The 25707-nt window shown below is 63.8% G+C and carries 23 protein-coding genes; 14 read left to right on the forward strand and 9 right to left on the reverse strand.

The window, feature by feature from the left end:
* The first annotated feature begins 149 nt into the window (after nucleotides 1-149).
* On the forward strand, nucleotides 150-524 hold the full coding sequence (locus tag IRZ56_RS00080) for a fe2+ zn2+ uptake regulation protein (protein ID WP_196143029.1): 375 nt from the start codon (nucleotides 150-152) through the stop codon (nucleotides 522-524).
* A gap of 36 nt (nucleotides 525-560) precedes the next feature.
* Here IRZ56_RS00080 and IRZ56_RS00085 read toward each other — a convergent pair whose 3' ends face one another.
* Nucleotides 561-755: a hypothetical protein gene (locus IRZ56_RS00085; RefSeq protein ID WP_196143030.1), complete on the reverse strand. Its 195-nt coding sequence runs from the start codon at nucleotides 753-755 to the stop codon at nucleotides 561-563.
* Between the two features lie 147 nt (nucleotides 756-902).
* On the opposite strand from IRZ56_RS00085, the gene IRZ56_RS00090 reads away from it, so the two are divergent.
* The 4 genes from IRZ56_RS00090 to IRZ56_RS00105 all read left to right on the forward strand — a co-directional run bounded on the left by IRZ56_RS00090 (nucleotide 903) and on the right by IRZ56_RS00105 (nucleotide 3333).
* Entirely contained in the window at nucleotides 903-1364 is a 462-nt protein-coding gene (locus IRZ56_RS00090; protein ID WP_196143031.1) for a hypothetical protein, read from the forward strand.
* 282 nt (nucleotides 1365-1646) lie between these two features.
* Nucleotides 1647-2027: a Mor transcription activator family protein gene (locus tag IRZ56_RS00095; protein WP_196143032.1), complete on the forward strand. Its 381-nt coding sequence runs from the start codon at nucleotides 1647-1649 to the stop codon at nucleotides 2025-2027.
* Nucleotides 2028-2067: 40 nt separating this feature from the next.
* Nucleotides 2068-2688, forward strand: coding sequence for a DUF2589 domain-containing protein (locus IRZ56_RS00100; RefSeq protein ID WP_196143033.1), 621 nt, complete (start codon nucleotides 2068-2070; stop codon nucleotides 2686-2688).
* A gap of 105 nt (nucleotides 2689-2793) precedes the next feature.
* Nucleotides 2794-3333: a DUF2589 domain-containing protein gene (locus IRZ56_RS00105; RefSeq protein WP_196143354.1), complete on the forward strand. Its 540-nt coding sequence runs from the start codon at nucleotides 2794-2796 to the stop codon at nucleotides 3331-3333.
* 7 nt (nucleotides 3334-3340) lie between these two features.
* Here IRZ56_RS00105 and IRZ56_RS00110 read toward each other — a convergent pair whose 3' ends face one another.
* Genes IRZ56_RS00110 through IRZ56_RS00120 form a run of 3 tightly spaced genes read right to left on the reverse strand, consistent with a single transcriptional unit; the run spans nucleotide 3341 to nucleotide 9451 of the window.
* The gene (locus IRZ56_RS00110; RefSeq protein WP_419183241.1) at nucleotides 3341-7009 is read right to left on the reverse strand and encodes a translocation/assembly module TamB domain-containing protein; all 3669 of its coding nucleotides are present in this window, start codon (nucleotides 7007-7009) and stop codon (nucleotides 3341-3343) included.
* Nucleotides 7006-8748 carry an autotransporter assembly complex protein TamA gene (locus IRZ56_RS00115; RefSeq protein ID WP_196143035.1) on the reverse strand — a complete coding sequence of 581 codons (1743 nt, stop codon included), beginning with the start codon at nucleotides 8746-8748 and terminating at the stop codon, nucleotides 7006-7008. Before IRZ56_RS00115 ends, IRZ56_RS00110 begins: the two co-directional genes overlap by 4 nt.
* Before the next feature lie 52 nt (nucleotides 8749-8800).
* Entirely contained in the window at nucleotides 8801-9451 is a 651-nt protein-coding gene (locus IRZ56_RS00120) for a GNAT family N-acetyltransferase (RefSeq protein WP_196143036.1), read from the reverse strand.
* A gap of 156 nt (nucleotides 9452-9607) precedes the next feature.
* On the opposite strand from IRZ56_RS00120, the gene xthA reads away from it, so the two are divergent.
* The gene (xthA, locus tag IRZ56_RS00125; protein WP_196143037.1) at nucleotides 9608-10420 is read left to right on the forward strand and encodes an exodeoxyribonuclease III; all 813 of its coding nucleotides are present in this window, start codon (nucleotides 9608-9610) and stop codon (nucleotides 10418-10420) included.
* A gap of 103 nt (nucleotides 10421-10523) precedes the next feature.
* Here xthA and IRZ56_RS00130 read toward each other — a convergent pair whose 3' ends face one another.
* Genes IRZ56_RS00130 through IRZ56_RS00150 form a run of 5 tightly spaced genes read right to left on the reverse strand, consistent with a single transcriptional unit; the run spans nucleotide 10524 to nucleotide 17005 of the window.
* Nucleotides 10524-10901: a response regulator gene (locus tag IRZ56_RS00130; protein WP_196143038.1), complete on the reverse strand. Its 378-nt coding sequence runs from the start codon at nucleotides 10899-10901 to the stop codon at nucleotides 10524-10526.
* A gap of 44 nt (nucleotides 10902-10945) precedes the next feature.
* The gene (locus tag IRZ56_RS00135; RefSeq protein WP_196143039.1) at nucleotides 10946-12172 is read right to left on the reverse strand and encodes a hybrid sensor histidine kinase/response regulator; all 1227 of its coding nucleotides are present in this window, start codon (nucleotides 12170-12172) and stop codon (nucleotides 10946-10948) included.
* Nucleotides 12166-12741: a chemotaxis protein CheB gene (locus IRZ56_RS00140; RefSeq protein ID WP_196143040.1), complete on the reverse strand. Its 576-nt coding sequence runs from the start codon at nucleotides 12739-12741 to the stop codon at nucleotides 12166-12168. Before IRZ56_RS00140 ends, IRZ56_RS00135 begins: the two co-directional genes overlap by 7 nt.
* A complete protein-coding gene (locus IRZ56_RS00145) occupies nucleotides 12738-13559 on the reverse strand; it encodes a CheR family methyltransferase (protein ID WP_196143041.1) in 822 nt (273 codons plus the stop codon). The genes IRZ56_RS00140 and IRZ56_RS00145 overlap by 4 nt, the downstream gene beginning before the upstream one ends.
* Complete coding sequence (locus tag IRZ56_RS00150) at nucleotides 13556-17005, reverse strand: response regulator (RefSeq protein ID WP_196143042.1); 3450 nt, start codon at nucleotides 17003-17005, stop codon at nucleotides 13556-13558. The genes IRZ56_RS00145 and IRZ56_RS00150 overlap by 4 nt, the downstream gene beginning before the upstream one ends.
* 227 nt (nucleotides 17006-17232) lie before the next feature.
* On the opposite strand from IRZ56_RS00150, the gene IRZ56_RS00155 reads away from it, so the two are divergent.
* From IRZ56_RS00155 to IRZ56_RS00190, 8 genes are all read left to right on the forward strand, one after another.
* On the forward strand, nucleotides 17233-17583 hold the full coding sequence (locus tag IRZ56_RS00155; RefSeq protein ID WP_196143355.1) for a response regulator: 351 nt from the start codon (nucleotides 17233-17235) through the stop codon (nucleotides 17581-17583).
* Between the two features lie 180 nt (nucleotides 17584-17763).
* Nucleotides 17764-18930, forward strand: a complete 1167-nt coding sequence (locus IRZ56_RS00160; RefSeq protein ID WP_196143043.1) for a DUF1624 domain-containing protein — start codon at nucleotides 17764-17766, stop codon at nucleotides 18928-18930.
* 20 nt (nucleotides 18931-18950) lie between these two features.
* Nucleotides 18951-20321, forward strand: a complete 1371-nt coding sequence (locus IRZ56_RS00165; RefSeq protein ID WP_196143044.1) for an OprD family porin — start codon at nucleotides 18951-18953, stop codon at nucleotides 20319-20321.
* 45 nt (nucleotides 20322-20366) lie between these two features.
* A complete protein-coding gene (locus IRZ56_RS00170; RefSeq protein ID WP_196143045.1) occupies nucleotides 20367-20846 on the forward strand; it encodes a hypothetical protein in 480 nt (159 codons plus the stop codon).
* 87 nt (nucleotides 20847-20933) lie between these two features.
* Nucleotides 20934-22514 carry a sensor domain-containing diguanylate cyclase gene (locus IRZ56_RS00175; protein ID WP_196143046.1) on the forward strand — a complete coding sequence of 527 codons (1581 nt, stop codon included), beginning with the start codon at nucleotides 20934-20936 and terminating at the stop codon, nucleotides 22512-22514.
* Nucleotides 22515-22604: 90 nt separating this feature from the next.
* Entirely contained in the window at nucleotides 22605-22949 is a 345-nt protein-coding gene (locus IRZ56_RS00180) for a hypothetical protein (protein ID WP_196143047.1), read from the forward strand.
* Nucleotides 22950-23045: 96 nt separating this feature from the next.
* The gene (locus IRZ56_RS00185; RefSeq protein WP_196143048.1) at nucleotides 23046-23453 is read left to right on the forward strand and encodes a DUF2946 family protein; all 408 of its coding nucleotides are present in this window, start codon (nucleotides 23046-23048) and stop codon (nucleotides 23451-23453) included.
* A gap of 56 nt (nucleotides 23454-23509) precedes the next feature.
* The gene (locus IRZ56_RS00190; protein ID WP_196143049.1) at nucleotides 23510-25660 is read left to right on the forward strand and encodes a TonB-dependent receptor; all 2151 of its coding nucleotides are present in this window, start codon (nucleotides 23510-23512) and stop codon (nucleotides 25658-25660) included.
* Nucleotides 25661-25707 lie beyond the last annotated feature (47 nt).

Raw genomic sequence — 25707 nt, forward strand, 5'->3', positions numbered from 1 at the left:
GAAATTTTACGCAAACCAGGGCCTTGCCTCGTCTTGAACAGGGCGTGCGCATTATTTTTTCGTCAAGGGTTGCAGTTTTGCCCGTCTCGTTCGTCATACCCAATGAAGCACCCTTGTTTTCGGGACAGTCCACGAAAAGGAGCATTCACATGTACAACCCACAACCTGCGTTGCAGAGTGTTCGCAGCGTGGCCGCCCACGATGCAGGGCAAATCGCCGACGCACCGGCGCGTGCCGGCAACGAACAGATTCGCGAGTTGCTGCGTGCCTTTGGGTTGCGCACCAGCCTGATCCGCCTGAAAGTCATCGATGCCTTGCATGCGGCCGACCGGGACGGTCGCAGCATTGGCGTGCGAGGCGTTCATGCGCAACTCGAGCAACTGGACATCCCGTTGTCGTTTCTCAGCGTGCGCGAGGTGCTCAAGCGCTTGTGCGCCGAGGGCGTGATCAGCCTGGGCAGCGATAAATGCTACAGCCTCAACCCCGAAGCCCGGGCCGTACTGGAACTGCCCGTTTCACGCTGAAACCAGGGCCGGCCGGAGCTGGCCGGCCGGTCGGGGTCAGGGCTTCGGCCCGACCTTGCGGCGCAGGATGCCGTTGATCACCACCACGACCACCGCGATGGCGATGGCGATGTACTGGAAGGTCTGCTCACTGATGGTCCCCTGTTTTTGCAGGTAGGACAGGCCCAGCATGATACCCAGCACCACCAGGATGATCAGGATGGAGTATTTCAGGCGTTGCACATGTGTCATCGAAGGTTCCTTGCGACATCAGGGACAGAGGGCTCGCATCGAGCCGGGGCCATGATACAACGTCATCGGTCGCATTTCCTGCTGCCTGCGCCTTTCCCCTGCTGAAAGCATCCGGTCTCCCTTACAGCCCCGATTGGAGGCCGCCCGATGCGTACCGCCCACTTGATCTACTGCCTGCTGCTGTTGGCGTCCCCTGCTGCGATGGCAGTGGACACCGCGACGCTTTCCAATGACCAATTGCACCAGCTTGCCCGAGAGCTGGAGCCCCACGCCGGCTCCAGCCAGTGGCAGCAGCTTTGGCAACGCATGCGCCGGGCCGGCTATTTCAATGCCCGCCCCGGTCAACTGCACCTGACCATACCGCAAGCTCAGCTGCCCGCCCTGGCGCGCCAGACCCTGGCCGAGGCCGACCAGGCCGAAGCCCTGGACTCGGCACGGGTTCGTTATCGCAAGGACTTCAGTCCGCGGCTCATCGGACGACGCGATACCGAGCGTTTCAATGCGCTTTGCCTGGAAGTCGACTGGCGTGCCGTTCCGCAATCCCAGGCCCACGCCCCGAAGGCCTACCTGGGCATGGTCGGCTTGCTACAGGGGTACCCCTGCCTATAAGGGTATGACCACCCTCTGAAGGTCTCGACTCGACAGAAAACGGTAGATCAGGGCTTGCAGGCTGTAACTGAAGGCATCTCCTACATACGCAACCCAAGCTGCCTGCAAACCCTGAGGTCCGGAGGCTACATCCTGCGATCCGCTTGGCGCCTAGCGGCCCACTGGGTACTGCCTGAGAATCGAGCCAGGTGAACGGACGAATCGCCCTAGCGGCAACCGCCGACAGCCTGCGCCACCAGGAACCTCACACCTGGCGCCAGCTCATTCTCGAGGGAACCCCATATGGAATTGCCAGACCTCAATCGCATCGACATCTCCCAGTTGCCCCATTCCTTGCAATCGCTGATCGACTGCATAGGCATCGAAAACGCCTACCGACTGACCTGCGCCTACGGCGGTCGGCCTAAATACATTCCCAAGCATCTCGAGCGCACCAAACTCGCCGACGTGCTCCCCGCCGACGCCCTGCAAGCGTTGATCAAGCGCTTTGCCGGGGTAGCGCTGGAAATTCCCAAGCCGGACCACTTCCTGCGCCAGTTGCGCAACCTGCAGATCCAGCAGGAAAGCGCCGACGGCCTGTCTCGTAGCCTGCTGGCGGACAAATACGGCTTGAGCTTGCGCCAGATAGGCAACATCCGCCGCCAGGACAACCACGTTCGTTGATCCCCCACGCGCCCAGCACCACTAAAAAGGAACAAGCACAATGTCCATCGATAACAACCTGATCGGCTCGGTCATCAATGCACTGCCCATGGACCGCATGATCGCAGCGCCCTTGCAGGCGATGATCGACGCCCAGGTCACTGCCAGCCAATCCTATGCCGACTTCCTCATGCAGGTCTGCATCAAGGATGGCAAGGCGGTCGCCATCGAATTCAACTACGACGAAACCCTCGTAGACGAGCAAGGCCTGCATCAAGGGACCGTCAGCCGAGTCATGCAGATTCCGTTGATGGCGGCGATCACCCATCCCAATATCTGTATCGAAGAGGGCCGGGTCGAGTTCGAGTTGACCATCAACCAAATGGCCGAAACCCGCTCGAACTCCGAGTTCAGCGGCGACGGGGAAGCCTCGTTGGGTTGGGGGCCGTTCAAGCTGAACGTCAAGGCCAGTGCCAGCCATAAATCGGAACAGACCCGCAAAAGCGACACACGGGCGCGCTATGCCTTCAATACCACGGTACGCCGACAAGACCCACCCGAGGCGCTGCAACGGGTCATGGACTACCTGACCGACGCCGCCACCAAGCCGACCGTGATCAAGGACACCCCACCCAACCTGCCACAGGAAACCACCCCGGAACTGCCCAACTCGGGTAACTGACTCCGCCGCCTTGGCCGCCCACCCCTGCCCCCGCCGCCGAGCGGGGGTCCGTGCACCTATCGAGGAATTCTTTGCGTGGATACCCGCCCCACCAGCCAAGCCCCCATGACATCGAGCGACCTGTCGGACATCACCCGCGGCCTACAGGAAGCAGCCGCCGCCACCAATACGTTGATCGCCCAGCAGTACATCAAGCTGTTCGATCAGTTCTTCGACTACGACCCCGAGAAACTGGGTAGCCCGATGAAAGCCAAGATGGTGGAGATCGCCATGGATGGCCAACACACCTTGCAGATTCCATTGATTGCCTTGGTGTCTCCACGAGGCCTGGCCCTGGAGCGCATGCAGGTCGACCTTTCGGTCAGGGTCAACGGGATAGAGGCATCTGGCGAGCCGCACAAGGACGCCCATTGCAATGGCACGGCCCGCTTCCAGGTTACCGTCGGGGCCAATGGACGTCGCGGGGACCAGCGTGACCCGGACGAAGTGCAGATCCGCATGCAGTTCCAGGCGTGCGAACCGCCGGAGGCGATCAACCGCCTGATCGAGGAATACACCAACCTCATCGTGCCCCAGCGCCAGAACGCCCCACCTGCTGGGGATGAGGCGTCCAACGAGTTCATTGAGGCAGCGACCGTTCGCTGAGCGGGTTTTAGAAGTCCCGCTTGTAGAAGATGTCCAGCGAGCTGGCCAGACCGCTTGCCGCCTCCAGGTACACCTTCTTGCTCAGCTTGTAACGCAGGGCGATGGTGTTGGCCGGCTCGAACACCCCGACACCATAGCGCAAGCTGAGGCGCTCGGTGATATTGCCGCTGGCAACCACGCTGGTGCTGTTGCCCGTACCTTCGGAACCCAACTGGAAATCTTCGATGCCAAGGCTCGAGGCCAGCCCGCCGGTCAGCGCCTCGCCGCCCAGCAACCCCAGCCCAAGGGCTGCCTGGGCCAGCATGTTGTTGTCTTCGCCGCTGGTCGCCAGGGGCCTGCCCAATACCAGGTAGGACAGCGCCTGCTCCTGGCTCATGGCAGGTTCGGAAAACACCTTGGTGGTCGGCTGCTCGGCGCTGCCGCTCAGGCGAATACCCGCGATCACATCATCGACCCGGCGGATCGCCTCGATATCCAGATACGGCTGGTCGATAGGGCCGGCGAACAGCAAGCGTGCCCGCCGGATGATCAGGTTCTGGCCATATTTACGATAACGCCCTTCGGCAAGGCTGAGCTCGCCACGGGTATCCATGTTGTTGCCGATATGCACGTGGCCGAGCAGGTTGGCGGTCAGGCCAAAGCCTTTGAACGACAGCTTGTCGCGCCCCACCTCGACATCGATGTCCATGGCCATCGGCGGCTTGCCCTCTTCGGTCTGCTCGCCGACGATCACCGTGTCATCGGAGACCTTGACGGTCGAGGGCGGCAGTTCGCGCACGGTGATCTTGCCCTTGGGCACCAGCACCTTGCCGGCGATCGCCAGTCGTTCATCGACCAGGCGGATGTTCAGGTCGGGGGCAACCTCCAGGTCTGCGTAAGGCTCGACGTGCACCGGCAACTGCTGGCCACGCAGGCGCAGGTCCATCGCCAATGCCTGCCCCCAGGTCAGGTTGCCATCGAGCTGACCGCGCCCGGCCGGCCCACTCTGCCAGTTGCCCTGCACCTGTACCTGCTCGCCGGCAATCAGGGCCTGCAGCGAGAGGCCTTCGAGGCTGATCGGTAGCTCCGGCCCTCTCACTTCGCCGCCGCTCAGGGCCAGGTTGCCCGTGACCTGAGGGTTCAACAGCGTACCCGACAACCGACCGCTGCCATTGAGCTGGCCGGCCAGGCGCTCGACCATCGGCACGAACGGCCGGGCGATCGACAGGTCCAGGCCGGCCAGGCGGAAGTCGCCGGTCAGTGGTTTGTCCTTGCCCAGCGGGTCGAGCCGGGTAACCAGGGAAAGCTCGCCCAGGCGCTGGCCACGAAAATCCAGGCGGGTGTCGACACGGCGCGGGGCAAGCGTGCTGTCCAGGCGCAGCGCCTGATAAGGAAAATCGACCCAGCGCCCATTGTCTCTAACGCGCAACGTTCCGTCGCTGGCGTCGACCCGCAAGGTGCCCTTGGGCCCGGCTGCCGGCATGTCCAGATTGATATCGGCGTTGAGCAGGCCCTGCCAGGCAAAGTCCTTGGGCAACCATTGGGCCAGGCTGTCCAGCGGGAACTGCTTGAGGTGATAACGCAGCCGCGGCTCCGGCGCCAGGCGCTGGTCTTCGCCGCACAGGCTCGCCTGGCCGGAGCGCCAGCAATGGGCGCCGAAGTCCAGTTGCCCGCTGGCCAGGCGCTGCAGCTTCGCTGGGGCTTGCAAGCGCCAGTCCTGGCCGCCTGCCTGGATACGCCCGGAGGCCAGGCGCCCACGCCAGTCGCCCTTGGCCAGCTGGCCGTCCAGGGCCAGGTCCAGCTTGAGCTGTGGCCCATCGAGAGCCAGGGTGGCGGCCTGCTGGTGGATATCGCCCTTGCCGTCGACGTCCAGGTTACCCAATGCGGTCTCGCCGACGCGGATATTGCCGGCCTTGAGCGTGACTTGCCCGCGCTGGGCGCTGTCCAGGCGCGCCTCCAGGTCCAGGCGCTGGATACGATTTTCGGCCTGGCCCAATTGTTGCCCTTGCAGGGTCAGCGTGCCCTGCGGGGCGGTCAGGGTACCGGCCAGGTCCAATCGCCCCTTGGCCTGCCCTTGCAGTCTGGGCCAGAGCTGGCCCAGGCGCGGCAGGTCAAGGTCGATCCGCCCGGCCAGGCGCTGCTCCAGGCTGGCACTGCCGTTGATACGGTTGTCGCCCAGTTGCACCGCCAGGCTGCCGAGCGTCCAGCGCTCCCCTGCCCCTTCGGTCTGTACCTTGAGCACAGCCGGTTGCCCGCGCAGACGCCCCTTGAGGTCGAGCTGCGCCTGTAGTTGCAGACGCTCGTTCTTCAGTTCGCCCTTGCTACGCAATGGGCCGGCCAGGGTGCCCGGCAGCTCCGCCAGCCAATAGGCCGGGTCGAGCGCAGACAGTTGAAGGTCGACATCCCAGGCCAGGGTATCGGCGAAGCGGACCGCGACACTGCCAGCTGCCTTGCCCTGCCCTGCGCTCAATGCCAGCGCGGGCAAGCGCACCTGGGCCAGGTCGCCGTCGAACGGGCTGGTTAGGTTGAAGGCACCGGCTGGCCCATCAAGATCGCCACTGAAGGTGCCCGTATAGCTGCCATCGCGGTAGTGCGCCTGGGCGTTGAAACGCTTGAGAGTGACTTGCGGCGCCTGCTCCAATGGGTAGAGGCGCAACCACGGAAAGTCCAGCCAATCGATCTGTGCATCGGCCTTCAGGCCCTGCTGCCAGTCGGCGTTGGCTCGCAGCTTGACCCGCTGGGTGTCGCTGGCATTGAGGTCCAGGGCATCGAGGCGAGCGCCCTTGGCGTCCACCTTGCCGCCGACTACCAGGCCAATGGGGCCCTGTTCGGCCGGCAGGCTGGCCGAACCTGCCAATTGATAGCCCTTGAGCAGGTCGCCCGTGGCGTTGAGCCGCAGTTGGTTCAGTTGTACGGTATCCGGCAACGATGCCGCCGGCTTGAAGGCGTCGGCACGAATGCTAAGGGTGGCCGGCAAATGTTCAGCCAGGGCCTGTAACTGGCCTTCGAGGCGCGCGTCCAGGTAACCACTGCTGGTCGCGTCGATGGCGAGCGACTTCTGCAGTTCACCCTTGATGGCCAACGCCAGTTGCCAGGGCTTGCCTTGCACCTCGGGCAACTGCAGCGTGCCGGTCACCTGCAGAGGCCAATCGGCTTCGGGCTTGAGATCACCTTGCAGGTCCAGGCGCAGGTCATCGCGCTGCACTCGCAACGTGTCGATGCGTAGGCCGTTGGCCGCCCAATGGGCCGCCAGTTGCATATCGCCCAGCACATCGTCGCCATCCAGGCGCAAACGCCCGAGCTTGACCTCGCCCAGCTCGATGGCGATGGGCAGCTTCAAGCTGGGCAGTTGCAGCGGCCCGCTGTCGGCAGGTGCCTCACTCTGGGCGAACACCATGTTGACCTGCTCGGCCTGCACCCGCTCCAGGCACAAGGTGGCGCGCAGCAGGCACAGCGGCGACCAGGCCAGCTGCGCTGACTGTACCTGGACCTGGTTCGCGCCATCGGCCCAGGCCAGTCGTTCAGCCTGCCAACTGCCCCCCAGGCGGCCCTGGAAATGGGTGACCTCGAGCCCCGGCACCCGCGCCAGGGCCCAGCGGCTGCCCGCCTCGGTCCCCAACAGCAGGCCCAGCATCAGGGCGACCAGCACGAGAAGGCCCAGCAGCGCCAGGAGAATGGGTTTGAACACGCGCATCACAGCTCAGGCCCCATGGAGAAATGCAAGCGGATACCACCGTCGTCATCCAGTGCATGGGCCAGGTCCAGGCGCAATGGCCCGACCGGTGACACCCAGCGCACGCCGATCCCGACGCCGGTCTTGAGGCTGGGCAATTCCAGCGAATTGAAGGAGTTGCCTTGGTCGATGAACGTCGCCACCCGCCACTTGTCCGCCACCGAATACTGGTACTCGACACTCCCGGCCACCAGGTAGCGGCCACCGATGCGGTCGCCGTCGCTGTTCTTAGGTGACAGGCTCTGGTAGTCATAGCCACGCACGCTCTGGTCACCACCGGCGAAGAAGCGCAGCGATGGCGGGACGTTCTGCTTGTAGCCATTGGTGGCACTGCCACCGAACTGTACGCGCCCGAGCAAACGATGGTTCTGGCCGAGGGTGGTCAGGCCTTTGAGCAGGACGTTGCCATGCAGCAGGTTGGTGTCCGAGACCAGCCCATCCTTGGCACCGCGCAGGTCGAATTGCAGGCGGTAGCCGTTGTGTGGGTCGATGCGATTGTCGCTGCGCAGATAGGAGAAGCTCACGCCTGGCATCAACAGGTTGCTGAGCCCAGAGTCATCGCCCAGCCGATACTCCTCGCGCTGATACTTGAGCGAGATCACCCGCTGCCAGCCACTGGGCAATTTGCTGTGCCACTCCGGGCCGACCGTCAGCAGCTTGCTCAAGGTATCGGTGCCGGCGATTTCTTCGTTCTGGTAGCCACCTGCAAAACGCAGCTTGTCGGTCAGCGGCGGGTCCAGGGGGATGTCGTACCACAGGCCGACGTTCTGCCGAGGGGCGGACAGTTCGGTCTCCCAGCCATAGCTGTGCCCCTGTGGGTTGACCCAGTGGCGGGTCCAGTTGGCCTTGCCGCGCGGGCCGACGTCCGTCGAGAAGCCCAGGCCCAAGCCCATGGTGCGCGGCTTGCGGGTTTGCAGGTGGACCTCCACCGGTATTTCTTCGTTGACTGCGCCAGTCGGCGCCGCGTCGACCCGCACGCCTTCGAAATAGCCGCTCGATTGCAGGTCATTGTTGAGTTCGGCGATCAGCTCGGAGTCGTAGGGCGTGCCTGGCTTGAAAGAGACCATGCGCTGCAGCAGGTCGTTGTCCAGCGGCGTATCGCCACCGAAGGTCACGGAGCCCATGCGATAGCGCGGGCCGCTCTGGTAGATGAGTTCGATATCGGCGATGCCGGCCTGAGGGTCGATCGCCAGGCGCTGGCGGGTGAAGTGGCCACTGAAGAATCCGTAGCGCGAGGCCTGGTTCTGGATCAGCCGCTTGGCATCCTCGTAGCTGCCGTGGTTGAGCTGCTCGCCAGGGCGCAAGGCCTTGCTGTCGGGTACTCGAAACGCCGCCAGCTCGCTGGCCGGCCCTTCGATGCGCACGGTCACGTTGCGCAGGTGAACAGGTTCACCCGGCTCGATCTGGATGATCAGTTGCGGTGGTTTGTCCTGCGCGCTCGGCGGCCTGACTTCGGTGTCGATCTGCGCCTGGTAGTAGCCTAGGGCCTGGGCAGCCTTGCGCGCCTGTTCCTGGGCACCACGGCTGAATCGCAACAAGGCCTCCTCGTCGCGGTTCCCGAGGCTGCCGATATAGCCTTCGACATTGCTCTTGAGCGCCTTGTTGGCCGGTTTCACCCGCACCAGCAGTTCGCTCTGCGCCCATACGGTGGTACTGGCGACCCAAAGGATCAGGCCCCAGCTTAGTCTTCCTGAATACGTCATGCGGCGCATGCTACCAGAGGCGGGCCCTCCAGGGTGCCGCTTGTCGCACGGTTCATGCAGCGACTGGTCCCGGCAAGACGGGTTGGGGCCGGAAAAACACCCGCTCGCGAATGGGGCCGACCGCGATTTCGCCGATTTGCTGGTACCCCTGGCGCTGATAGAACGCAAGGGAATGGGCATTGCCTGTATTGAGCAGCACGCCCTCGGCGCCTGGTGCCTGGGCGCACCAGCCATGCACAGCTTGTAACAATTGCTCGCCGAAACGCTGCCCCTGAAATTGCGGCTGTATCCCGAGCAAGGAGAGCAGGTACACCCTGCCCTGCGGCACGCAGGCCGCCAAGGCTGCTTGGAAGTCGAGATAGCGACGGGTACAGCCGATGCCCGTACCCAAGGCCATGCGCAGGCGCCACGCCCAACTGTCTGCCACCCCGAGGCGCCGCATTGGCGGTACGATCAGCGCCAGCCCGACCAGGCGGTCGTCGATCAGCAGGCCCATGGCCGGCAGTTGCAGATGAAAATGCTGCCCCACCCAGGCCCGCAGCATGGCCCGCAGGCGGCGCTCGTAACCCGGGCGGTGGGCTTCGAGCACGTAGGCGAAGGTGGGGTCGTGGCGGTAGGCGTGATAGAGCACCTGGCGGACCTCGCCACGGTATCCGTCATCCAGCTGGCAGATGCGAACCTGCTGGGCGTCGACGTCAGGCATTGCGAAATCCTTTCTGGAAAAACCATCATTCAGCGGAGCAAGCCCCGTGCCATGCCGTTGCATACGGCACATTAGCAGCGCGGACAGGAGGGTGCCATGCTGGCAGAGGGGGCGGATGTCGGATAGCATCCCAATTTTTGTCAGGATTGTCTTTTCATGAAGATCGTCTCGTTCAACATCAACGGCCTGCGTGCGCGCCCGCACCAACTGGCGGCGCTGATCGAAAAGCACCAGCCGGACGTGATTGGCCTGCAGGAAACCAAGGTCAGCGACGATCAGTTCCCGTTGGCTGATGTCCAGGCTCTGGGTTACCACGTGCACTACCATGGCCAGAAAGGCCACTACGGTGTAGCGCTGTTGTCACGGCGCGAGCCGCTGGCGTTGTACAAAGGTTTCGCCAGCGATGAGGAAGATGCCCAGCGGCGGTTCATCTGGGGTACCTTCGCCGATGCGCACGGCACCCCCATCACCGTCATGAACGGCTATTTCCCCCAGGGCGAAAGCCGTGACCACCCCACCAAGTTCCCCGCCAAACAGCGCTTCTACAGCGACCTGCAGGGGTTGCTGGAAGGCCAGTTCCGCAGCGACCAGCCCGTGCTGGTGATGGGCGACATGAACATCTCGCCCCAGGACTGCGACATCGGCATCGGCGCGGACAACGCCAAGCGCTGGCTGCGCACGGGTAAATGCAGTTTCCTGCCAGAAGAACGCGAATGGCTGGAGCGGCTCAAGGGCTGGGGGCTGGTCGACAGTTTCCGTCACCTGCACCCAGAAGTGGCCGACCGGTTCAGCTGGTTCGACTATCGCAGCCGCGGGTTCGAGGATGAGCCCAAGCGGGGGCTGCGGATCGACCTGATCATGGCTTCTCAAGGGCTGGTACCGCGGCTCAAGGCGGCGGGTGTCGATTATGAACTGCGCGGGATGGAAAAGCCTTCCGACCATGCACCGATCTGGCTCGAGCTCGCTTGAGCCTGTAGACACGATGTTCGCCGCAGCGGCTTCGGTGCCTGGGGGATCGCACACCCCGCGCAATCTCACAGGCACCGCAACGCTTTAAGCGAACAAGCAGGCTTTACTGCAAAAGCATCTGGATTTGCTCGCGCAGGCTGTCCAGGTCGAACGGTTTGGCCAAAATGGGCGCCTTGCGCGCAATCGGGCTTTGGCTTTCAAGGATTTCGGCCGGATACCCGCTGATGAATATCACCTTCAGGTCCGGCCGCAACTTGACGGCAGGCTCGGCGATGTCCACCCCCGAGATCCCACCCGGCAAGCGGAAGTCCGTGACCATCAGGTCCAGGTGCGGCTTGCTCGCCAGAATGGCGAACGCCTGCTCGCCGTCCTCGGCCACCAATACGTGGTAACCCTCCCCTGCGAGGTAGTCGCGCAGGATCATGCGAATCGCCGGCTCATCCTCGACGACCAGTACCACATCTTGTGCATCTTCACTCATGACTTCGCCTTGGGATTCAATAGGTTGGCCATCAGACCCCAGCCTCAGGCAGAGGTTGCCCGGGCTTGGTCGCTTTGTTGTCGCACAGCAGCCAACGGCAGGCACAGGCTGAAGGTTGCACCCTTGCCCTCCTCGCTGTCGACCCGGATATGGCCGCCATGGGCCTGGACGATCTGTTCGGAAATATACAGCCCCAACCCCAACCCACCACTGACCTGCTGCGCCGCGACTCGCTCGAACTGCTGGAAGATTCGCTGCTGGTTGGCTGCACTGATGCCAATCCCCTGATCCTGCACCTGTACCCACGCCTTGCCGCCTTGCTCGAATACACGAACCTGCACCGGTCGCCGCTCACCGTAACGCAGTGCGTTGGACAGCAGGTTGGCCACCACCTGCTCGATGCGAAATTCATCCCACTCCCCCGGCAACGCCTCGCAACGCTCTAGTTCGATGTGAGTATCCAGTGCAGCGGCCTGGGCCGTGAAGTTTTCCACCAGCCCCCGCACCAGCTGGCCCAGGTCGAACGCCTTGGGCCGTAGCGACAACTTGCCGGTGCGGATACGCGAAACATCGAGCATGTCCTCGATCAGGCGGATCAGGCTGTTGATCTGCCGCTCGTCGCGCTCGACCATGGCCTGCAGGCGCTCTTGGGTAAAGGCCTCGAGGTTGCCCTTGGCCAGGTGCATCTTGCGCAGCTGGGTCTCGAGGACCAGGCCATTGAGGGGCGTGCGCACCTCGTGCGAGACAATCGACATGAAGTCGTCACGCATGCGTACCGCGCGCTCCAGCTCGCCACGCGCCACCTCGAGTTCAGCCAGCAACTGCGCCTGTTGCTCACGGCTACGCTCCAGGGCTTCCAATTGACGCCCAAGGGCCTTGCGCTGGCGGAACAGGTCGACGAACACCGATACCTTGCTCTTGACCGCCAGGGTATCGAGCGGCTTGTGCAGGAAGTCCACCGCGCCGCTCTCGTACCCCTTGAAGGCATAGTTCATTTCGCGACCTGCAGCGCTCACGAAGACGATGGGGATGTTCTTGGTCTTCTCGGTGCCGCGCATCAGTTCGGCCAGTTCGAAACCGTTCATGCCCGGCATCTGTACATCGAGGATGGCCAGGGCGAACTCATGCTCGAGCAACAGCGACAGCGCCTGTTCGGCAGACTGGGCCTGGTGCACTTCACGGTCCTGGCCCTGGATCAGGGCATCGAGGGCCAGCAGGTTTTCCGGCAGGTCGTCGACGATCAGCAGTTTGGCGATGATATTGCTTAGCATGCGCTGGGTTCCAGGGTCGCGAGCAGTTGCCCGATACCACTCAGGGAAAGGATATGATCGGGCCGATGCAGGGCCAGTGCGGCCTCCGGCATCAGCGCGACCTGTGCGTCGCGAGGGTCCTGGACCACGGTCCGGCCTCCGCTGTTCTTGATATGAAGCAGCCCCTGGGCGCCATCTTCGTTGGCCCCGGTGAGCAGCACGCCGAGCAGGCCAGGGCCGTAGGCATCGGCCGCCGACTGGAACAGGAAGTCGATTGCCGGGCGAGAGAAATGCACCGGCTCCTCCTGGCTCAACGACAGGCTGCGGTCCCGCTCCACCGACAGGTGGTACCCAGGGCCGGCCACATAGATCAGCCCAGGCTCGATACGCGCCTTGTCACAGGCCTCGCGTACCGGTCGGCGCAGCCGGCGCTGCAGCACCCCGGCCAGTTGGCTATGGCGGTCGTCAGGCAGGTGCAGGACACACAACACCGGGATGTCAAAGCCCTCCGGCAACGCACCCAGCACCGTGAACAACGCCGCGACGCCACCCGCCGAGGCACCGATGACCACCGCTTGCACGCCATTCATGACTTGCGATAGATCCGTTCGGGCCGCATCAGCGCCTCGAATCGGCCGCTGTAGGCGGAAAAATCCACCGATTCCTTGCTGCCCAGGATCAGGAAGCCGCGGTGACACAACGACTCGTGGAACAGGCCCAGGGCGCGATCCTGCAACTGCTTGTTGAAATAGATCAGCACGTTGCGGCAGGACACCAACTGCGTCTCGGAGAACACGCTGTCGGTCGCCAGGCTATGGTCGGCGAAGGTCACGTTGTCGCGCAGGCTGTTGTCCATGATGGCGTTGCCGTAAGCCGAGGTGTAGTACTCGGCGAAGTCCCGGCGGCCACCGGCCTGGCGATAGTTCTCGGCGTAGGCCTGCATGTCGTGCATCGCATAGATGCCTTGCTTGGCCTTTTCCAACGAATAGGGGTTGATGTCGGTGGCATAGAGGATCGTGCGTTCCAGCAACCCTTCCTCGCGCAGCAGGATGGCCATGGAATAGACCTCCTCACCCGTGCTGCACCCGGCGATCCAGACCTTGAGCGACGGCCAGGTGCGTAGCAGCGGCACCACTTCATTACGCAAGGCGAGGAAGTGCCCTGGGTCGCGGAACATCTCGCTGACCGGGATCGTCAGGTATTGCAGCAGTTGCATGAACATGCTCGGGTCGTGCAACACCCGCTCCTGCAATGCCGAAATCGTGGGGCAATCGAATTGACGCACGGCATGCAGGATCCGGCGCTTGATCGAAGCGCCGGAATAATCGCGGAAATCGTAGCTGTACTTGAGGTAGATCGCCTCTATCAGCAGCCGGATCTCGATATCGGTACTACGTTCGCTAGTCAAATTCGCTCCAATTGCGGCAGCCAGACACGGATCAGGGAAAACAATCGGTCCAACTCGATCGGTTTGGCCAGGTAGTCGTTGGCGCCGGCCTGCAGGCAGCGGTGCTGGTCGTCCTTCATGGCCTTGGCGGTCACCGCGATGATCGGCAGCTTGCGCCAGCGGGGCTGCTGGCGGATCAACCGCGTGGCCTCGTAGCCATCCATCTCCGGCATCATCACGTCCATCAGTACCAGGTCGATGTCCCCATGCTGCTCCAGGCGCTCGATAGCTTCGCGCCCGTTACGGCCGATCTCGACGATGGCACCTTTTTGCTCGAGGGCGCAGGTCAAGGCAAAGATATTACGCACATCGTCATCGACCAGCAGGATCTTGCGCCCTTCGAACACCTTGTCGCGGCTGCGCGCGGTCTTGAGCATGCGCTGGCGCTCATGGGACAGCTGCGCTTCGACCTTGTGCAGGAACAGCGTGACTTCGTCGAGCAGGCGCTCCGGCGAGCGGGCGCCCTTGATGATGATCGAATGGGAATACTTGCGCAGCTCGGCCTCTTCCTCACGGGTGAGGTTACGGCCGGTGTAGACGATCACCGGCGGGAAGGCGCGGATCTGTTCGCAGGTCATGCGCTTGAGCAGCTCGTCGCCAAGCATGTCCGGCAGTTTCAGGTCGATGATCATGCAGTCGTAGACGTTCTCGCGCAACAGTGCCAGGGCGTCCTGGGCCAGGGCCACGGCGGTGATTTCGATGTCGTCGTCGCCGATCAACCGGGCGATGCTCTCGCGTTGCAGGTCGTCGTCCTCCACCAGCAGGATATGCTTGAGCTTCTGGGTGAGCTTGGCCTCCAGGCGGCCAAACACCGCCTTGAGCTCCTCGCGGCTGGTGGGTTTGACCGCATAGCCCACCGCCCCCAGGTGCATGGCGGCCTCTACGCGATCCTCCACAGAGATGACGTGCACCGGGATATGCCGGGTAGCGGCTTGCTCCTTGAGCCGCTGCAGCACCGTCAGGCCCGAATGATCCGGCAGGCGCATGTCCAGCAGGATGGCATCGGGCGTGTACTGAGCGGCCAGTTCGTAGCCCTCGTCGGCACTTTGGGCCACCAGGCAGTTGTAGCCTAGCTCGTGGGCCAGGTCGAAGAGAATGCGGGCGAAGTTCGGCTCGTCCTCCACGACCAGGATGCAGCGGTTGGCGAAGGGCGCGCGCTCGCGGTCATCGGCGAAGACAGCCCTGCGGGGCGCTGGCGGTGCCGGCGGCGCAGCCTGGACCGCCGGTTTGGCAACCTGCGGCGCCTGGATCTGGGCCGGTGCGCCTTCGTATTGCTCAGGCAGAATCAGGTTGAATGTACTGCCCTGCCCCGGCGTGCTTTGTACCGTGATTTGCCCGCCCAGCAGGCGTGCCAAGTCTCGGGAAATCGACAGCCCCAGACCGGTACCACCATAGCGTCGGTTGCTGGTGCCATCGACCTGGTGGAACGCCTCGAAGATCGCCTGTTGCTGGTCGGCTTCGATACCGATGCCGCTATCGCGCACACTGAAGCGCACGCCCTGGCCGACCTCGTGGCCGATGGTCAGGCTGACCTGGCCACGCTCGGTGAACTTGATCGCGTTGGACAACAGGTTCTTGAGGATCTGTTCGAGGCGTTGGCGGTCGGTGAACAGGGTCGCCGGCACCTGCGGCTGGACCTGCACCGTGAAATCCAGGCCCTTGTCCTGGGCCAAGGGCTCGAACAGGGCCTGCACGCCCTGCACCAGCCCCTCGACCGGGGTGACCTGGGCGCGCACGTCGAGCTTGCCGGCTTCGACCTTGGCGATATCGAGGATGTCATTGATCAGGTTAAGCAGGTCGTTGCCGGCCGAATAGATGGACTCGGCGAACTTCACCTGTTCATCGCTGAGGTTGCCCTCGCCGTTTTCTGCCAGCAGCTTGGCGAGGATCAGCGAGCTGTTGAGCGGCGTGCGCAGCTCATGGGACATGTTGGCCAGGAACTCGGACTTGTAGCGGTTGGTACGCTGCAGGTCTTCGGCGCGGGCCTGCAGCTCCAACTGCGCCAGGTTCAGCTCGCCGTTCTTGCGGTCCAGGGCATCGGTACGCTCGGCCAACTGCTCGTTGGTCTGCTCCAATTCCGCTTGTTGGGTTTCCAGGTGGGCCTGGGATTCCTTGAGGATGCGCGACTGCTCTTCGAGCTCTTCGTTGGCGGTCTTGAGTTCTTCCTGCTGCACCTGCAATTCTTCGTTGAGCTGCTGGGTCTCGGCCAGCACCTCCTGAAGGCGTTGACGGTTGCGTGCGCTTTCGATGGAAATCCCCAGGTTGCCGCCAACCTGTTGCAACAGCTGGGCATCGCGCTCCTGCAACGGCCTGAGGAAGCCCAGCTCGAGCACGCCATTGACCTGGCCGTCGTCGCTCGCTGGCATCAGCAATGCGCTGCGCGGCAGGCCTTCGCCCAGGCCCGAACTCAAGCGCAGGTAATCGGCGGGCAGGTCATCCAGGCGCAGCGGGCGGATCTGGCGCACCGCCTCGGCCAACAAACCTTCGTGGCTGGACACCTGCTGTCCGCGGGCTTGCTGTTCCACGCCCAAGCCGTAACTGGCCACGCGCACCAGCTGCCCTTGTTCGTCACGCACATAGAAAGCGCCGACCACGCTGCCCAAGTAACTGGCGAAGAACCGCAGGATATTGTCACCGAGCATGGGCAGGGTCAGTTGGCCGAGCACCTGTTCGGCCAGTTGCGTCTGACCGTTGCGCAGCCAGGCCTGGTGTTCCAGGTGTTCGGCTGCCCGTCGCTGGGCGTGCAGATTCTCCAGGTAGCTATCGGAAAGCATCAGCAGGTCGCGGCGTCCGAGATAGGCCAGCAAGGCCGTGAGCGCCACGATGAACAACACGAACGCGCTGGCAAGCAGGATCGTCACGCGGCTCACCGCCTCGTTGCGTGCCATGCGCAACTGTTGCTCGGCAGCGATCAGGTCGTCGTACTCCTTGCGGATGCCATCGCTCAAGCGTTTGCCACGGCCATCGCCGATGGCTGCCTGGTAATCGCCCTGGTTGCGCCGCAAGGCGATCATTTGGGCACCGAAGTCGTTCCAGGCACCCTGCAAGGCGACCAACCGGTCGATGCGCTCGACCTGCTGTGGGTTGTCCGCCACCAGCGAGCGAAGCGCCTGGAGGCTGTTGAAAATACGCGGCTTGGCCACCTCGTACGGGTCAAGGAAACGTTCGTCTCCGGAAATCAGGAAACCGCGCATGCCGGTTTCCATGTCGACCGCCAGCTTGGCTGTTTCATTGGCATTGCCGATCACCCGATCGGTGTGCTCGACCCATTGCATGGCCGACAACAAATAGTTGATCACCGCGACAAACGCCACGGCCCCCAGCAGGCCTACACCTAGCGGCAAGCTGACGTTGCGGCGCAACAGCTTGCGAAAGCTCTGCTGGTCCATCGAGGCTGCTTGAATCATCTGAAAACGCCCGAGCGAAAAAAGTCCATTGGATTGGGTGGCCACTGCGCCACCGGCTTCATAGCGAGTCTAACCAGCTTTGCCGGCTCTGGCAGGGCACTTAGCCAGTATTTGAAGGCGACCCGCAGCAATCGTTCCATCGTCATGCATCGCCCGCTATGCTGGGGAACTTCTACCGCCCTCCCGGGCACCCAATAAAGATCACCTCTATGAACAGGACCCTCATGATGCAGCTTCTGGTAGTCGAAGACGACGACATCGTACGTATGCTGATCGTCGAAGTGCTCGGCGACTTGGGCTATATCGCGATCGAAGCCGATAGCGCCGCTGCTGCGCTGGAGGTACTCGAAGATCCGGGTCAGCCCCTGGCGCTGCTGATGACCGACGTGGGCCTGCCAGACATGCGCGGCGAGGAGCTGGCCGCCAGGGCCCGCGCGCTGCGCCCGACGCTGCCGGTGCTGTTCGCCAGCGGTTACGCTGAAACGCTGGACGTGCCCCAGGGGATGCACATGATCGGCAAGCCGTTCGGGATCGACCAGCTTCGGGACAAGGTCATGGGGATACTCGGGGCGCCCTGAGGTTCGACGCGACAGCTTCGCCGCCTGCGAGATCGAGCGCCGCCCGCGCGGCGCTGGATCTCACGGGCACCACCTACCTTCCGACCTATCCCCTGCACAACACAAAAAGCGCTGTCTTGCCACCCCAAAAAAGTTATAAGATAACATTTCAATTCAACGACAAGACCTCCCCGCCCCATCATGACAAGCGCCTCAGCCACCCCCACCCTGCTCACCCAGCGCCTGCAAAGCATCGACGCCCTGCGCGGCCTGGTGATCCTGTTCATGCTCCTGGACCATGTCCGCGAGACCTTCTTCCTGCATCGCCAGGTCAGCGATCCGATGGCCATCGACACCACCGAGCCAAGCCTGTTCGTCAGCAGGACCCTGGCGCACCTGTGCGCGCCGGTGTTCGTCCTGCTGACCGGCCTGTCGGCGTGGCTCTATGGCGAGAAGCATCAGGGCCGCGGCGACGTATGCGCCTTCCTGTTCAAGCGCGGCCTGTTCCTGGTAGCCCTGGAATTCACCCTGGTGAACTTCGCCTGGACCTTCCAGCTGCCACCGAGCGTGATCTACATGCAAGTGATCTGGGCCATCGGCGTGAGCATGATCGCCCTGTCGCTGCTGGTCTGGCTGCCACGCCCGGCCCTGCTGGCCATCGGCATCGCCATCGTCGCCGGGCACAACCTGCTCGATGGGCTGCACTTCGAACCTGGCTCCCCCCTGCATGCACCTTGGGCGATCCTGCATGATCGGGGTTGGCTTCAGTTCAGCGAGCATCTGCGCTTGCGCACTTCCTACCCGGTGCTGCCGTGGATCGGCGTGATCGCGCTGGGCTATGGTCTGGGTCCCTGGTTCGCCCGCGGCAGCGATGCTGGCACACGCCAGCAGCGCTTGCTGCTGCTCGGCATCGCCGCACTGCTGGGCTTCTTCGCCCTGCGCCTGCTCAACGGTTATGGCGAAGCGCCATGGAGCGGTTACCCGACCGCGCCCCAGACGCTGATGAGCTTCTTCAATATCACCAAATACCCACCGTCGCTGTTGTTCCTGGCCCTGACCCTGGGCCTCGGCCTGCTGTTGCTGCGAGCCTTCGAGCGCGCTGGGCAGGCACGCTGGATCGGAGTACTGGCAGTGTTCGGCGCAGCTCCGATGTTCTTCTACCTGTTGCACCTTTACGTGCTGAAGCTGTTGTACCTGGCCAGCGTCGCGCTGTGGGGCCTGAACCAGGGTGACTATTTCGGTTTCGATGGCATCGGGGCGGTCTGGCTCGGCGCGATCCTGCTCGCCATCGCCCTGTTCCTGCCGGTGCGCGCGTTCGCCCGGCTCAAGGCCCGCCGCCGCGATATCGCCTGGCTCAAGTACTTCTAAGGCGACAGGAGCCCAGCCCCATGCATGCCCGCATCACGTCCAGGCCAAGGCAGTCGCTGCGCGCTGCCCTGCTGCTGCCGCTGCTCGGTGCCTCGCCGGTGGCCCTGGCGGAGTCGGCCCAGGCGCGGTCCAACGGTTTTATCCAAGACAGTACCTGGAGCCTGCTCAACCGCACCGTGTTCGACCAGCGCGACTATCGCCATGGCGGGCGCAACGGTGCTGCCCGCAATGCCTACAAGCCACGCAGCGGACGCAGTGGCAAGGCTGAGGAGTGGGCCTACGGCCTGATGGGTACCGTCCAGTCCGGGTTCACCCAAGGGTTGCTGGGCATCGGTGTCGACGCCCATGCCTACCTCGGTGTGCAATTGGACAGCGGCGGCGGGCGTGCCGGCAAGGCTCGCCTGCTGGCCCTAGACAACGACGGCCATCCCAAAGGCAGCTACAGCCGTGGCGGCGCAGCGCTCAAGCTGCGTCTGGCCGACACCGTGCTGGCCTACGGCGAACAACGGGTGAAGACACCAGTGTTCAGTGCCTCCGACAGCCGCCTGCTGCCCGAAACGGCCACGGGCCTGTTTCTCACCAGCAACGAGATCGACACCCTCAAGCTGGTGGCCGGCCATTTCACCGAAAACACCGACCGCAATGCCTCGAGCCATGATCAGGGTTTCGTCGTGAATTATTCGAACGCACGCCAGGGCGACAGCTTCGACCTAGCAGGCATCGTGTGGAACCCGAGCAGCGCCATGAACGCCAGCCTTTATACCTCGCGCTACGCCGATACCTGGCGCCAGCATTACCTGGGCGGCACCCTCAGCCATGCCCTGGATGAACACCGCAGCTTGAGCCTGGAACTGAACCTGTACCGCACCACCGACACCGGCAAGGCGTTGTCCGGGCATATCGACAACACCACCTGGAACCTGCTCTCGCGCTATACCCAGGGCCCGCATACGTTCAGCCTGGGCTGGCAGCAGGTCGATGGCGATACACCGTTCGACTACGTCACCCGCGGCGCGATCTACCTGGGCAACGCCGTGCAGCTGTCCGATTTCAACGCACCCAACGAGAAATCCTGGCAAGCACGCTACGACGTGAACATGGGCGCTTTCGGTATTCCCGGCCTGAACCTGACAGCCTTGTATGTGCGCGGGTTCGATATCGATGGCAGCCACGTCGACCCGGCCGGCGGCTACGCCTACCTGGGCTACGGCAAGGGTGGCAGGCATTGGGAACGAGACCTGGAAGCGCGGTACGTAGTGCAGGATGGCGCAGCCAAGGGCATGGCCTTCTCGCTACGGCACAACGTCCACCGTGGCAATACTGCCCAGGCGGAGCTGGATGCCGACCAGATACGCCTGGCCGTGGAATATCCGTTGGGTGGCGGGCGCTGAGATCTACAGTAAACTGCTCGCCAGACCCAGCCCAAGGCCCGATCGATGCCCCGCCTTCCCAGATGCCTGATCCCGTTGCTCCTGCTCGCAGCCATGGCCGCTTGCGACCAGGAGCCCAGCCGCGAAGAAAAGATCCTGGCCAACCTGCCACTGCAGGAAGCCTACGAGCACAACATCGACAAGATCGCCGCGCTGCTCGCACCCAAGCATCCGGGGCTGTCCCAAGAGCAGATCCAGGCCGTGGTGCGCAAGCACCTGACCGTCGAAGACCAACGTCAGGACCTGTTCAGGCTCTACAGCGAGGCGCATTTCAGCGATGCCGAGTTCGACCTGATCGTCATCGCCACCCAGGACCCTGCCAAGGCCAGGGCGCTGGAGGAAACCGAACAGGGCAGGCAGTTGAGCGAAAAACTCACCGCCCTGATGCGCGAGAGCGCAAACGATGGGAAAGCCCAGGCGCTGGCCGAGCAGCGCATGCAGCAGGTCGAGCAGGACCTGAGCGAACTGGAGCAGGCCACGCCATGAAATACCGGCGCGGCCCCCTGATGCCCCATGGCTACTACTCTGTATAACAGGTAAGGTTGTCACTCTTTCCCGCTGTTGAGGTCTGGATTGCCACACGCCAAGAAAGGCCTGCGCCTGGATCTGCGCACGTTGATCCTCATGCTGTCGGCGCTCACCGCCACGGTAATGCTGTTGACCAGCTATTTCGCCAGCTATCGCGTGCAGCGCCAGTTGTTGATCGATCACGCGCTGGAGGCCAACCGGGTGTATGCCGCGAAGCTTGCAGCCATCACCGAGACGTTCGTGGGCACTGCCCTGCAGCAGCTGGCTTTCAGCGCTACGGTACAGGGCGGGCAACTGGGCGATGCACAGCTCACGCAAGCCGAGACCGAACGCGTGTTGCGCCAGAGCCATGCCTTCAACTCGGTGTACCTGGTCGATGCCCAGGGCGTGCTCCGAGCCATTTCGCCAGCCCCTCTGCGCAAGGTATTGGGCACCCGCCTGCACACCCCGGGCGCGACCCAGGCACTGCAAGCACGCAAGACGCTGATCTCGACGCCATTCCTTTCAACCGCCAACAACCTGGTGGTGATGCTGTCGCAGCCGATCTTCAGCCCCGACGGCCAGTACCTGGGCTACGTGGGTGGCAGCTTGTACCTGCGCGAGCACAACATCCTCAACAGCCTGCTCGACAAGCACTTCTACAAGAACGGCGCCTATCTCTATGTGGTCGACCGTAACCGTCGCCTGCTCTATCACCCTGACACCCAGCGGGTGGGCACGGTCGTCAGCGGCAACGCCCTGGTCGATCGGATCGCCACCCTGGGTGACGGCACGCAGCAGGTGACCAACACCCACGGCGTGGAGATGCTCGCAGGCTTCGCCACGGTGCCCAGCACCGGCTGGGGCATCGTCGCCCAGCAGCCGTTGGCCCAGACCGTGATGCCGCTGCGGCGCCTGATCCTCGATGTGGTCGGTATCTCCGCCCCCTTGGCCCTGGTCGGCTCCCTGGTGCTTTGGTGGCTGGCCCTGGCCATCACCCGCCCACTGCGCCAGCTGGCAGCCGCCACACGCACCTTGGACAGGGCCGGCACGGCGGAACGCCTGCACAAAGTGCGCGCCTGGTACTTCGAGGCCGCCGAGCTCAAGCGTGCGCTGCTGTTCGGCCTGAACCTGCTGCAGGAACGCATCGGCCGGCTCAACCGCGACGCCCAGACCGACCCGCTCACGGGGCTGGGTAACCGTCGGCGCCTGGAATTCAGCCTGGCGCTGCTGGAGGCCGAGGCGCACGGCTTTTGCGTGGTGGCCCTGGATATCGACCACTTCAAGCGGATCAACGACGGCCACGGCCATGACGTCGGCGACCAGGTGCTCAAGTGCCTGGCCGAACTGATGCGCCGTTGCTGCCGCGAGGGCGACGTGCTGTGTCGAACCGGCGGCGAAGAGTTCCTCATCCTGCTGCCCAAGGCCAGCCTGGAGGTCGCGACGACCGTGGCCGAACGCCTGCGCAAAGGCGTGCAGGACACACCGATCGAGCCGGTGGGCGCCATCACCATCTCACTCGGGGTCGCTTGCTGGGATGCACAGGGGGATGAAACCCCGACCGATGTGCTCAACCGTGCCGACCGGGTGCTGTATGCCGCCAAGCAGAACGGGCGCAACCGGGTGGTTGCCGAGCACGCCCGCTGAAGGGCCAGCCTGTTCCGTCCGTCAGGACGTCGGCACTGCGCGAGCCTGGTCACGCTCGAACGCAGTAGACACCTGGATGGGAGATTCCCGATGAAGCATGCGCGCGTCCTTTCCCTGGGCCTGGCCCTCTGCCTGGGCGCTGGCGCCTCCGTGGCGCTGGCAGCGAACGAACCGAACACCCAGCGCACCCCGAGCGAGCAGGTACCCGGCACCGGCACCATCGACCGTGACAGGGGCCCGATGGGCTCCGGCACACCGGGCGATGGCCTGGGCAGCGGAACTGGCACTGACGGCAACGACACCGACAACACCGGCGGCGACGGCACCGCCCATGGCAAGCCTGGGGAGGCAGGGCCCGGCACCGGCAACAGTGGCGACCTGGATGATTCCGGCAGCCCAGGCGGTGGCGCACCGCGCAATGACGACGCGCTCTAGGCTTGTCCCGCGATCAGGCCCACCGGCATTGCCGCGACATTCCACCACACCGCCGCGCTATACCGTTCATCCGCCCGGATGGTAGATTCGCCAACCATGAAAACCTCCCGCCAGACACGCGCGCTGACTGCCTGGGCGCTCTATGCCAGCGTCCTGTTCAGCCTATTGCTGTGCGGCTTGCACCATGGCCAGATGAGTGGCCTGCGCCTGGCCGGGCTGGAGGGGGGGTTCTGCTCGCTCTCCAACGACCACGGCCCGGCCATCGACCTGGGCGACAGCGGCAGCGATCAGCACATGGCCCAGCTCGATTGCCCGGTGTGCTCGTCCTTTGCCCTGGCCGTACCGCTGGCCAGCCCCGCCTGGGCCTTCGCCCGGGCCCAGGGCAATACACCCTCGCCCATCGTAGCGCGCAGTTGGGCACAACCGCCGCCGCGCTACCTGCGCCCTGCGCTCAACCCCCGCGCCTCTCCCATCGCCTTCCCCGCTGCAGCGACCTTCGCCTGACGCCAGCCGCGCACGCTGGTGGTCAGCCATGACCTTTGCGTGGAAGCCATGACAACATGATTCGCAAGACCTCCCTGGTGCTCCTGATGGGCACCTGCAGCTACACCTGGGCGAGTTCCGCCCCTATCGAACTGAGCGCCACCACCATCGATGGCGAACGCCAGGCGCCCACCGGTGTTCAGCTGGACGAGCCGATTCGCACCGGTTCCCGGCTCGGCCTCAGTGCCCGAGAAACCCCGGCCTCGGTGAGCGTCTCGGACCGCCGCGTGATCGAGGAGCGCGGCGCCCAGGACACCCAGGATGTGATCAACGCCATGACCGGTGTGAACGCCTCGGCCAACCCCGGCTATGGCGGCTACGTGTCGTACCGCGGCTTCACCCAGAACCAGATCACCCAGCTCTACAACGGCATCAATCTGGGCTACAGCAGCGCCACCCGCCCTGTGGACGCCTGGGTCATCGATCGGGTCGAGCTGCTCGGCGGGCCTTCGTCGTTCCTGCATGGCGCCGGTGCCGTGGGTGGGTCGATCAACTACATCACCAAGCTGGCCAGCCGCGACGAGCAGACCGTCGATGCGCGGGTGCGCTATGGCAGCTACGACACCTCAGAAGTCGCCTTCGGCATCAACCAGGCCTTGGCCAGCAATCCGGCCGACGCCCGGCATTTCGCCCGCCTGGACTTCAGCCGTGGCCACGGCAATGGCTATGTCGATCGCAACGAACGCTGGACCGACAGCCTGGCATTCTCGCTGCTCAGCGACCTGTCGCCCAACCTGACCCATACCCTGGCCTTGGAATACCAGGAGGACAAAGAAGACAGCCCCTACTGGGGCGCGCCGATCCTGCCGGGGCGCAGCACCATGAAGATCGACCGGCATCGGCGCTTAGAAAACTACAACGTCGCCGATGGCCGCTACGAGCAGCGCGTACGCTGGCTGCGCTCGATCCTGGACTACCAGCTCAGCGACAGCACCAGCGTGCAGAACACCCTGTACCACTACAGCGCCCAGCGCGACTACCGCAACCTGGAGCGCTACGCCTACAACGACGCCGGCAACGTGGTGCGCTCCGGCCCCTACCTGCAGCGCCACGAACAGCGGGTGCTGGGCGACCGTATCGAACTGCGCCACGACCACTCGCTGTTTGGCCTGGCCAGCCAGTGGTCGCTGGGCCTTGACTACTCGCGCATGCGCCAGACGCTCTACCCCACTTCCGGTAGCTGGAGCGACGTGGTCGACCCGGACCACTTCGATCCCGGCAGCTTCGAGAACATCCCAGGCGTGAACAACGGTCTGACCAAGCAACGCCATCACGAAGTGACCAATCGCGCGCTGTTCGCCGAAAACCGACTGCAGCTCACCGAACGCCTGGCTCTGCTGACCGGCCTGCGCTACGACTACCTGGACATGCAAGTGAACAACTATGGCCCTGTCTCGGCTACCAGCCCGGCCTACTTCGAACGTCGCTGGGAGCCACTGAGCGGGCGTGTCGGCCTGACCTACGCATTGACGCCATCGGCCAGCCTGTACCTGCAGTACAGCACCGCCGCCGACCTACCGGCCGGCTCTCTGGCATCGGCCACCTATTCCAATGTGGGCTTGTTCGACTTGTCCAAGGGCGAGCAGTGGGAAGCGGGCAGCAAGTTCGATTTCCTCGACGGACGCGGCGCGGCGACGGTCGCGGTGTACCAGATCGTGCGCAAGGACTTCGCGGTGCGCGATTCCAACGACCCCAACGTGACCGTCCAGGCCGGCCAGCAGACCTCGCGCGGCATCGAACTGTCCGGTCGGCTGCAGGTCACACCGAGGCTGCTGGCCGAGGCCAACTATGCTTATGTCGATGCCAAGTACGATGAATTCAACGAAGCGGTCGGCGGCGAGTCGGTATCGCGCAAGGGCAATACCCCGGTCAACGTACCGGCCAATGTCGCCAACCTGTGGCTCACCTACGCCTTCACCCCGGCCTGGTCGGCGGGAATGGACGTGCGCTATGTCGACTCGGTGTATGCCGACAATGCCAACACCTTGGAAGCGCCCGCCTATACCTTGTTCGGCGCCTTCGCCCGTTATCGCCTGGATGAACACACCGCGATCACCGCACGGGTGCGCAACCTGACCGATGAGCTGTACGCCAAGCAGGCGTATGGCACGCAGTACTACATGGGCGCGCCGCGCACGTTCGAAGTGGCGATGGACCTGCGGTTCTAGATCGTCGGGCTTGACCCACGATAGGGCCATATCAGGTAACCCGATGT

The sequence above is a fragment of the Pseudomonas guariconensis genome, from assembly GCF_015680235.1.
Lineage (GTDB): Bacteria > Pseudomonadota > Gammaproteobacteria > Pseudomonadales > Pseudomonadaceae > Aquipseudomonas > Aquipseudomonas guariconensis_A.

Bases quoted from the DNA above. Each gene is read 5' to 3' on its own strand.
- IRZ56_RS00150 (WP_196143042.1), bottom strand. From the start codon at position 17,005: ATGATTCAAGCAGCCTCGATGGACCAGCAGAGCTTTCGCAAGCTGTTG.
- IRZ56_RS00085 (WP_196143030.1), bottom strand. From the start codon at position 755: ATGACACATGTGCAACGCCTGAAATACTCCATCCTGATCATCCTGGTG.
- xthA (WP_196143037.1), top strand. From the start codon at position 9,608: ATGAAGATCGTCTCGTTCAACATCAACGGCCTGCGTGCGCGCCCGCAC.
- IRZ56_RS00105 (WP_196143354.1), top strand. From the start codon at position 2,794: ATGACATCGAGCGACCTGTCGGACATCACCCGCGGCCTACAGGAAGCA.
- IRZ56_RS00185 (WP_196143048.1), top strand. From the start codon at position 23,046: ATGAAAACCTCCCGCCAGACACGCGCGCTGACTGCCTGGGCGCTCTAT.
- IRZ56_RS00165 (WP_196143044.1), top strand. From the start codon at position 18,951: ATGCATGCCCGCATCACGTCCAGGCCAAGGCAGTCGCTGCGCGCTGCC.
- IRZ56_RS00100 (WP_196143033.1), top strand. From the start codon at position 2,068: ATGTCCATCGATAACAACCTGATCGGCTCGGTCATCAATGCACTGCCC.
- IRZ56_RS00140 (WP_196143040.1), bottom strand. From the start codon at position 12,741: ATGAATGGCGTGCAAGCGGTGGTCATCGGTGCCTCGGCGGGTGGCGTC.
- IRZ56_RS00170 (WP_196143045.1), top strand. From the start codon at position 20,367: ATGCCCCGCCTTCCCAGATGCCTGATCCCGTTGCTCCTGCTCGCAGCC.
- IRZ56_RS00160 (WP_196143043.1), top strand. From the start codon at position 17,764: ATGACAAGCGCCTCAGCCACCCCCACCCTGCTCACCCAGCGCCTGCAA.
- IRZ56_RS00115 (WP_196143035.1), bottom strand. From the start codon at position 8,748: ATGACGTATTCAGGAAGACTAAGCTGGGGCCTGATCCTTTGGGTCGCC.
- IRZ56_RS00155 (WP_196143355.1), top strand. From the start codon at position 17,233: ATGCAGCTTCTGGTAGTCGAAGACGACGACATCGTACGTATGCTGATC.
- IRZ56_RS00095 (WP_196143032.1), top strand. From the start codon at position 1,647: ATGGAATTGCCAGACCTCAATCGCATCGACATCTCCCAGTTGCCCCAT.
- IRZ56_RS00135 (WP_196143039.1), bottom strand. From the start codon at position 12,172: ATGCTAAGCAATATCATCGCCAAACTGCTGATCGTCGACGACCTGCCG.
- IRZ56_RS00180 (WP_196143047.1), top strand. From the start codon at position 22,605: ATGAAGCATGCGCGCGTCCTTTCCCTGGGCCTGGCCCTCTGCCTGGGC.
- IRZ56_RS00080 (WP_196143029.1), top strand. From the start codon at position 150: ATGTACAACCCACAACCTGCGTTGCAGAGTGTTCGCAGCGTGGCCGCC.
- IRZ56_RS00090 (WP_196143031.1), top strand. From the start codon at position 903: ATGCGTACCGCCCACTTGATCTACTGCCTGCTGCTGTTGGCGTCCCCT.
- IRZ56_RS00190 (WP_196143049.1), top strand. From the start codon at position 23,510: ATGATTCGCAAGACCTCCCTGGTGCTCCTGATGGGCACCTGCAGCTAC.
- IRZ56_RS00130 (WP_196143038.1), bottom strand. From the start codon at position 10,901: ATGAGTGAAGATGCACAAGATGTGGTACTGGTCGTCGAGGATGAGCCG.
- IRZ56_RS00120 (WP_196143036.1), bottom strand. From the start codon at position 9,451: ATGCCTGACGTCGACGCCCAGCAGGTTCGCATCTGCCAGCTGGATGAC.